Source organism: Sandarakinorhabdus cyanobacteriorum (assembly GCF_002251755.1).
GTDB classification, from domain to species: domain Bacteria; phylum Pseudomonadota; class Alphaproteobacteria; order Sphingomonadales; family Sphingomonadaceae; genus Sandarakinorhabdus; species Sandarakinorhabdus cyanobacteriorum.
In genome coordinates this window covers 52,747-60,714 of sequence record NZ_NOXT01000109.1, presented here as the reverse complement: position 1 = coordinate 60,714, position 7,968 = coordinate 52,747, and the positions used below count along the sequence as shown (strand labels likewise).

Below are 7,968 nucleotides of genomic sequence, written 5' to 3'. Positions count from 1 at the left end.
CTCGCCAACCCGAAATCACCCGGCCGGTGAATAATCCGGGTGAAAGCCCTCAGCGGCCTTTGTTGGGAGGAGTGTTCGCTCGTGCCATGCATGCTTCAAACTTGTTTGCACCAATGATTGCAGCCATAGTGCCAGCTGCACCATAACGAACTTCATTCTGACCGAATTTATGTTGAGTATAGGCAATATCAAGCGACCTTCGTAAAAGGTCTTGAGCTTCAATTAGGCATCTGTTTTCGTTCAAGCGAGTAACCTGTTCGTTGGTGAGTGGCATACGATCTCCTAATGTTGTTTGATGGGTTAAAATTACATTCATTTGATATTTCGTTGTGTGAAGATTGCGTGACAATTCAGCTCTCGGTGAAGCCCTGAATATATTCCGCCGCCTTGTTGGCGGCGCTGGCGGCAGTGAAGATCGCTTTGCGGTCGCCCTTCAGGACGCGCAGCCAATGTCCGATATAGACCGCATGGTCAGGCCTCGGCTCCAGGGTGATGCCAAGATCGCCGCAGAGGAAGGCAGCGCCCAGCTCGGCCACCAGCTCTTCCATGGCATAGGCGTCATCGCCAAAGCGCTGGCCGAATTGACGGGCAAGCCGGGAATCATGACCGCTCCAGTGGGTGAGTTCATGCAGCAGCGTCGAATACCATCCCTCGGTGGCACTGCTGGTGGTGGTGCCGGCGAAGCGCTCCTGGCTCGGCATCGCGATATGGTCTGAACTCGGGGCATAATAGGCACGCTCGCCACCAATGCGGATGGTAGCACCCGTGGCCGCAATCACCCGGTCCGCCTCGGCAATGGGATCGATTGGTGCGGGCGCGGGCGTGGCAGCATCCGGCGTGTAGCCATCCACCTGGGCGGCATTGAACACATGGGATGCCCTGGCCATGAAGCGGCGCTGGTGGTCTGCTTCGTCGCCACCCTCGGCGTTGCCGCTGTCGTCATCGCGGTCGAACTGCTTGTAGAAGACGATGAGGGAGGACTTTTCACCTTTGCGGACCTGCGCACCGCGTTCCTGCCATTGGCGGTAGGTGCCCCAGATGCCCTGCTCGTAGCCGTTAGCATCGGCGGCGGCCCAGAGGGCGATGGTGTTCACCCCGCGATAGGCGTTCGAGCTCGCGATATTCACCGGGCGGGTGATAGAGGCCCCGCTGCGGTGCCAGGGAAGCTGGACATGACCGTTGCCGGCGCCGGCTTCGATGGCGGTGATGATCTGCTGGGTGATGGCTTCGTAGACATCGGTGCGGGAAGTGCTGGTGCTCGGCATGTCCTGGTCTCCTTTCGCTGTTCCTGAGGACGCGAAAGAAAAGGCCGGACGGCTTGAGGCAGCCGGTCAGCCGAAGGCGGAACAGGCAACACGGGAGCGTAGCGAATGGAGCGGGCAGCCTGTTGACCGGATGCCGCCTCCGGCCAGATTCGCGGCTCAATCTCAGGGATTGCGAAAGGTGGGACAGGCCGCAGCCCGGTCTTTTCCTCGCTCAGTTGGTCAGACCATTACCCAAACAGAACCCGCTCCAGCCCTTCGATCAGGGCCTGGCGCTTATCGGCAGGCAGACGGTCCAGATTCTGCTGCTTCCACTGCACAGCGGGCAACACGGCTGCACCGGGCACGCCAAGCAGATCCCAATCGGGTGCACCACGCTTGAAGCCCAGCAGGAATTGCCGGTGTTCGGCAGGCATCGCACCCACCATCGCCGCAATAATGGCTTCACGCGCAGCCTCCAGTTCTGCAAGGGGAACCGGCTCCTCGGTCATGCCTTCAAAGCCTCGGGCGAATTCGGCGGCGAGCGGCTTGCGGGTGGGAGCGAGCACCTCTGCCATCGGGCGGCCATGGCTGATGAGGTAGACGATGAAGGCGCGCCGAAGCGCGTCGCTGATGCCCTCATTTGCCAGCAGGTCCCGCACGTCGAACAGGTCGCGCGGGTGTTGGCGGTCCATCGCGGCGACGATCTTGCCGGCATACAGGTCGGCGAAGGACACGACCTGCATTTCCGCGAAGCCGAAGGCGTCTTCCACCTCAGGCACAACGGCCAAGATCACGGGGTCATAGACGGTGCCACGAAGCACCGGCGTGACTTCGATTTTGATTTGTACGGCGTCGGCGCGCACCACGAGTTTGGTAATGGCTCCCTCGCCCTCAAGCCGCGATGGCTGCACCTGGGCATTGGGGATGCCGGCCCGAATGCGCTCGGCAATGCGCTGCATGGCGGCATCGATCGCGGTAAGAGAGGCAGCGCGGTCTGCCACTGGCAGGTAGGTCAGGTCGATATCCACAGAAAGGCGCGGCAGAGGCCGCACGAACAGATTGATGGCGGTGCCGCCCTTCAGCGCAAATTCGGTTTCGGCCGCGACATGCGGCAGGGTGCGAATGAGCAGCGCGACCTGGGCGCGATAGGCTTGCCGAATTGCCATGTCAGGCCTCTCCAAGGTCTGCGGGCACGGTGATCTGGTAGGTCGGATCAAGACGGCCGCCCTTCACCAGTGCGCGTTTGCCGGCACCAAGGTTGATGCGCGGCGTATCGAGCTTCGCCCGCCAGGCATGGCGGTGGCGGTCGGCAAAGAAGAAAAACAGGCGCTTTACCTTCACGCTGCTGCAATCTTCCAGCAGGGATTGCAGGCGACGCGGGCTAAGATCGGTCAGCCCTTCCATCAGCATATCGACCTGATGAAAGCTCTCGCGCTCGGGCAGTTCGTCCAGCAGTTCGAGCACCGCGCGTTCCTTGCTGGACAGGCGCAGCGGGAGGCTAAATTTGCCGCCCGGCTCCAGCATGCTGCTCTTGGGTTCGTTGCTCACATCCTGATTGGGGAACAGCCTCCGGCTGTTGTGCCAATGAAACGTCATCTCCAGCGGCAGGCTGGTGAGCCAGCTTGGCGGTCGGACAGGTCCATAGAGATGGACTTCGCGCTGATTGGCGGAAAGATAATGGGCATAGCCCTGCTGCTCCAGGGCCGTTCGCCCGCCAACCGTCAGAGGCAGCTCTTCAAGCTGTTGCAGCGACAGGATCACCTGTTCCCAACTGAGCGGTCCATAGCCTCGGCGATAAACCCGGCGGGCAGGGCTGTTCAGCCAACCAGCGCTGACATACTGGCTGCGCAGGGCGCTGGAGTAGCCATGGCGCTGCAGCCATGCCGCGTCCACCACCATGTCCTCTGGCAATAGGCGTTGCAGCTGGTTTAGCTTACTGTCAGTTCGCTTAGTCACACTATGCAATATCGCACATTACTAAACCAATGTCGAGTTTGAAAAGAGTTGGAAACGCTAAGCGAAGCTATGTGTTTCTAAAGGACTGCAAACCTCACATCACATGTATCCGACTAAAATCGCATCCTATCAGCACGTTAGCTATCAGAGTTGATCGCTAACACGTAGCAGGCTCTTCCCTGGCGCTCATGGCAAGAACGCAACGTCCGGGACAGGTCTGGCAGAGCGCTTCGCATCTTCAAGGCGATGGGCTTCCTCCGTGCAGCCTGCTCCCCTCACGGGCTATGGCCTGTGACGAATGCTCTGACAACTCCGCCTTGTCGTCCCAGAACGTTGCGCATCCCGCGCGACCCCAAGGGAGAAGCCTATGAGACATGTCACCGTTCTCTTCGATCTAATTGCAGATAGCCTCCTGCGGTTTGCGATGCTGGCCAGCTGCACCTGCTGCGGCTGGGCGAGCAATGTCTTATGGCGGCGGATGACGCTTCGCCGTCTAAATCAGCGCCAGCGTGAATAGCTTCCTCAAGAAGCTGCATTGAACAATTGTTTAGTGCCGTCCCTTCCCCTGGTAGATCGCCAGCGGCGCAGGGAAAGCCGACGGCAAAGACGCGGGTCATGGGGTGCTTGAGGCTCGGCGCACCTTTTTCCATGCCCCGCTTGGCCAGTTGCCCGACCGGGGAGCACCAGCGGTGCGTCGGGCACCTTGGCAGAAACGCTCACGCCCGAAAGCATCAGCGATGCGGCGTCAGCGTTTGGAACGGGGCGGTTTCACCGCTTGTTTGGACTTGGCGGCCTGCCGCCCTTTGGCTTTGGCCTCTTCGGCAGCGTCCTCGGCGTCCATGTCCGCATGCATGGCTTCCCATCCGCCAATGCCCATGAGCACGCGATCCGCATGCTTGATGGTGTTCACATGGCCATAGTGGTTTTCAATCATCTTGACGGACGTGCCCATCTGCTCGGCCAGGATGTAGACATCCACGCCTTCGCTGAGGCGGAAGGTGGCGTAGGTATGGCGGAAGCAATAGGTCGATCGGGGAATGCCATTTGGTCCCATGCGCAAGCCTGCTTCTTCCAGCAGCGCCTGCACGGTATCGCTATAGAGATATTTGGCGGGCTTGCCATTGATGATGGTGAACACCGCATCGTCCGGCTTGGTCGCCTTCGAGAGCTCCTTCACGCGGTCGAGATAGTCCCCAACGCTCTTGGGTGCCACGAGCTTACGGGATTTGCCCTTGCCCTGCACGAACATGACCACGATCTCGCGCCCGTCGCGATCCTTCGCCGTCATGATATCGCGCCAGCGTAGGTTCTTTGCCTCGGGTGGGCGCATGCCGGTGTTACACATGATGAGCATGAAATTGTAGCACATGGTCCGATACCAGGTGCCCTGCGGGCTGGTCGCCGCGCGTATCCATTTGCGGCCGACACTGTGCAGCTTTCGATATTCCTCCAGCGTGAATTCATCGCGGCGCATCGTCTTGAGTTTTGGCCGGCCTTCGAAGCGATGGCTGGCCGGGACATAGCGCTTGGTGATGGCGTAGTTCATTACCGCGTTGAGCGCGCCCATCTCTAAGGCGATGGTCGAATCGCTGATATGCTCGCGGAAGCGGCCCTTGCCGTTTTCGCGGCGCCAGGTGGGATATTGCGACCAGCTGTCCTGGCCAATGAGGTGAATCTGCGTGCTGCCGACATAGTCGTTGAGCGCGCGGTTGAAGGCGTTGCGAAGGTTCTTAACCCGGTCGCGCGAAACCTCGCCGGTATCGGCGCGGCGCTGCTGGGTTTGCAGATACTCCTCTGCCACCTGCCGGAATGGCCGGTTGAACACGGCAACGTCGTGCTTCAGCCGGAAGCGAATGTCCGCGTCCTGCTCGAACGCCCGGTCGCGGGCAGTCTGCCTGTCGGCGGTCTTCAGCGAGATCGTCTTGTAGCGATCCTCCTTGGGGAGCTTGATGCGGCAGTAGAAATTGGAATGCGCGACGTCGCCCCGGCGGAAGATGATGAGGCCGGTTTTGAGCTCTTCCTTGTCCGTGACGAATCCCATCTCCCACACTCCGCTGTGTAGAATCTGTGCAGACTTTCGGCGTAACCCATTGACGTGCCGTGCCTGTGCAGGTCCTGTGTAGGAGATTATAGAATTTTTTATCGTTATTTTCCAGTGTTTTGTTTGAATCCTGTCATCCCGACCATATGACGCCGCGCAGCGGCACTGCGGCACAGGAACGGCGCAGCCAATCCGGACTCACCGACCATCAGCCGCGTTGGCTGCGGCCCTTCACCATGAGGTGCAACCGGCCGTCGGGCTGGTGCTCGACCTGGATGTCGATTCCATAGACTTTTGCGACATTTGGCCCGGTCAGCACCTGGGCGGCCGTGCCGTTGGCGGCGACCTGGCCGTTATGGAGCAGCACGAGTTGATCGGCGATCTGGGCGGCGAGGGCGAGATCGTGGAGGACGATGGCAACGCCGGTGCCGGCATCGGCCGCGGCGCGCAGGCAGGCGATCGTGTCGAGCTGGTGGCCGGGATCGAGATTGGCGAGCGGTTCATCGGCGAGCAGATAATCGGGCTGGCCGGCGAGCACACGGGCCAGCAGAACACGGGCGCGTTCGCCGCCGGACAGGCTGCTGACCACCCGGCCGGCAAGGCCGGCGCAATCGGTGGCGGCCATGGCGGCGGTGATGGCGGCGGCATCGGCGGCTGGCGCGCTCCGGTGCGGCAGGCGGCCAAGCGCCACCAGCGTTTCGACATCAATGTCCCAATTCACTTCGGCCACCTGCGGCAGGAAGCCGATGCGGCGGGCACGCTGGCGGGGATCGAGCTTCAGGACTGGCGCATCATCCAGCGTCACCTGGCCGGCGGCCACGCGCTGCAGGCCGGCAAGGCAGGCGAGCAGGCTGGATTTGCCGGCGCCGTTTGGGCCGATGATGGCGGTGATCTGCCCCGGCGCAATCGCCGCCGAGACGCCGGCCAGCGCCGGCGCGCCGCCAAGCTTGAGGACGAGATCCCGCGCCGCCAGCATCAGGCCAGTTTCCGGCGCAGGCGCAGCAGCAGCGCCAGGAAGAAGGGCCCGCCCAGCAACGACATGGCGATGCCGACACGCAGTTCGCTCACCGTGGGCGCGGCGCGCACGGCGGCATCGGCCACCACCAGCAGCAGCGCTCCACCGAGCGCGGAGGGCAGCAACACGCTGCTGGGGTTGCGCCGGGTGAAGGGGCGCACCAGATGGGGAACGATGAGGCCGATGAAGCCGATCACGCCGGCCGCCGCCACGCTGGCGCCAACGATCAGGCCAACGCCGATGATCACCTGCCATTGCAGGCGGCTGGGGTTGACGCCGAGCGAGCGCGCCGCCGCTTCGCCGAGGGTGAGGGCATCGAGCGCGCGGGCGGTGCCGGCGAGGATGATGGCGCCCAGCGCCATCAACGGCGCGGCCACCAGCACATCATTCCAGCTGCGATCGGTAAGCGCGCCCATCAGCCAGTTGACGATCTGGCCGGTGGCAAAGGGCGTGGGCGCCAGGCTGATTACCAGCGCCGTGAGAGCGCCGGCCAGGCTGGAAATGACAACGCCGCCCAAGGTGAAGACGATGATGCTGCCGCTATGCCCGGCCAGCGCCGCCAGCAGCGCCATCGCAGCCCCGGCCCCGGCCAGCGCACAGGCCGACAAGACATAGGGCGTGGCCGACAGGCCAAAGAAGATCGCCAGCACCGCCCCCAGCGCCGCCCCGGCCGACACGCCGAACAGGCCAGGATCGGCGAGCGGATTGCGCAGATAGCCTTGCATCGCAGCCCCGGCCAGCCCCAGCCCGCCGCCAACGATCACCGCCAGTAGCATGCGCGGCAGCCGCAATTCGGCGATGATGGCCCAGCGTTCATCGCCAGCCAGCATGGCGGCGGGCGCGATCCACACCTTGCCGGCGATCAGCGACAACAGGCTGGCCAGCAGCAGCGCCGCCAGCAACAAGGGGATGAGACGGCGCTTCACACGCGCGCCCGTGCGGCGGCCAGCCGGGCCAGCGCCGGCACGATGGTCGGCCCGGCGCAGCTGATCAGCCGTTCGTGAAAGTGTGCCATCACCACCCGGCCGGCCAGCCGGCGCAGGATGGGGTGGCGGCTCATCCGATCGTCGTTGCGGGCATCGGCAAACAGCACGCGCGGCGGCCGGGCGGCGAGATATTCCAGCGGCAGCACATCCCACATCTTGAGGCCATAGGCGGCGCTGGCGTTGCGGAAGCCGGCAATGCGCAGCAGTTCATCGGCGAGCGTGCCCTGCCCCGGCACAAGGCCATCGCCCTGCCAGATCAGCGCTGGCACCGCCGGGCCCGGCCGGCGGGCCGCGGCCACGGCGGCATCGATGCGCGCCACCAGCGCGGTCCCACGCTGCGGCTGGCCGGCGGCACGGGCGATGGCATTCACCTGGGCGCGGCTGGCGGCAACCGTGTCGGCAACACCGAACATCTCCACCCGCACGCCCAGCCGCTTCAGGGCAGCGATGGTGGCCGGCGCTTCGTGGGCGCCGGCCAGCACCAGATCGGGACGCAGCGCCACAATCTCCTCCGCCGTGCCGGATGTGGCGCGGAAACGCCGGGCCTGGGCCAGCGGGATCGAGGTGGCAGCGGGATCCTGGGAATAATGGCTGATGGCGGCGATCTGCCGGGCATCGGCCACCTGCACCAGCACTGCATCGATGCAGGGATTGGTGGAAACGATGCGCTGCGGCCGTGCCAGCGCCGGTGTTGCCACCAGCGCCAACACAGCCAACAGGCGCATC

Annotated in this window: 8 protein-coding genes; all 8 read right to left on the bottom strand. The window is 63.5% G+C overall.

Features of this window, described 5'->3' with window-relative positions; all coding sequences use genetic code 11:
* Positions 1-49 precede the first annotated feature (49 nt).
* Positions 50-274: a hypothetical protein gene (locus CHU93_RS17310; RefSeq protein WP_165768673.1), complete on the bottom strand. Its 225-nt coding sequence runs from the start codon at positions 272-274 to the stop codon at positions 50-52.
* A gap of 76 nt (positions 275-350) precedes the next feature.
* The gene (locus CHU93_RS09090) at positions 351-1,265 is read right to left on the bottom strand and encodes an ArdC family protein (protein ID WP_094473767.1); all 915 of its coding nucleotides are present in this window, start codon (positions 1,263-1,265) and stop codon (positions 351-353) included.
* A gap of 227 nt (positions 1,266-1,492) precedes the next feature.
* On the bottom strand, positions 1,493-2,410 hold the full coding sequence (locus tag CHU93_RS09085; RefSeq protein ID WP_094473766.1) for a nucleotidyl transferase AbiEii/AbiGii toxin family protein: 918 nt from the start codon (positions 2,408-2,410) through the stop codon (positions 1,493-1,495).
* Position 2,411: 1 nt separating this feature from the next.
* A complete protein-coding gene (locus CHU93_RS09080; protein ID WP_094473765.1) occupies positions 2,412-3,200 on the bottom strand; it encodes a type IV toxin-antitoxin system AbiEi family antitoxin in 789 nt (262 codons plus the stop codon).
* Positions 3,201-3,945: 745 nt separating this feature from the next.
* Positions 3,946-5,241: a tyrosine-type recombinase/integrase gene (locus CHU93_RS09075; RefSeq protein ID WP_094473764.1), complete on the bottom strand. Its 1,296-nt coding sequence runs from the start codon at positions 5,239-5,241 to the stop codon at positions 3,946-3,948.
* A gap of 208 nt (positions 5,242-5,449) precedes the next feature.
* A complete protein-coding gene (locus CHU93_RS09070) occupies positions 5,450-6,217 on the bottom strand; it encodes an ABC transporter ATP-binding protein (RefSeq protein WP_094473763.1) in 768 nt (255 codons plus the stop codon).
* Positions 6,217-7,182 (bottom strand): FecCD family ABC transporter permease, encoded by a 966-nt coding sequence (locus tag CHU93_RS09065; RefSeq protein WP_094473762.1) that lies wholly within the window; start codon positions 7,180-7,182, stop codon positions 6,217-6,219. The genes CHU93_RS09070 and CHU93_RS09065 overlap by 1 nt, the downstream gene beginning before the upstream one ends.
* On the bottom strand, positions 7,179-7,967 hold the full coding sequence (locus CHU93_RS09060; RefSeq protein WP_094473773.1) for an ABC transporter substrate-binding protein: 789 nt from the start codon (positions 7,965-7,967) through the stop codon (positions 7,179-7,181). The genes CHU93_RS09065 and CHU93_RS09060 overlap by 4 nt, the downstream gene beginning before the upstream one ends.
* Between the last annotated feature and the right edge of the window lies 1 nt (position 7,968).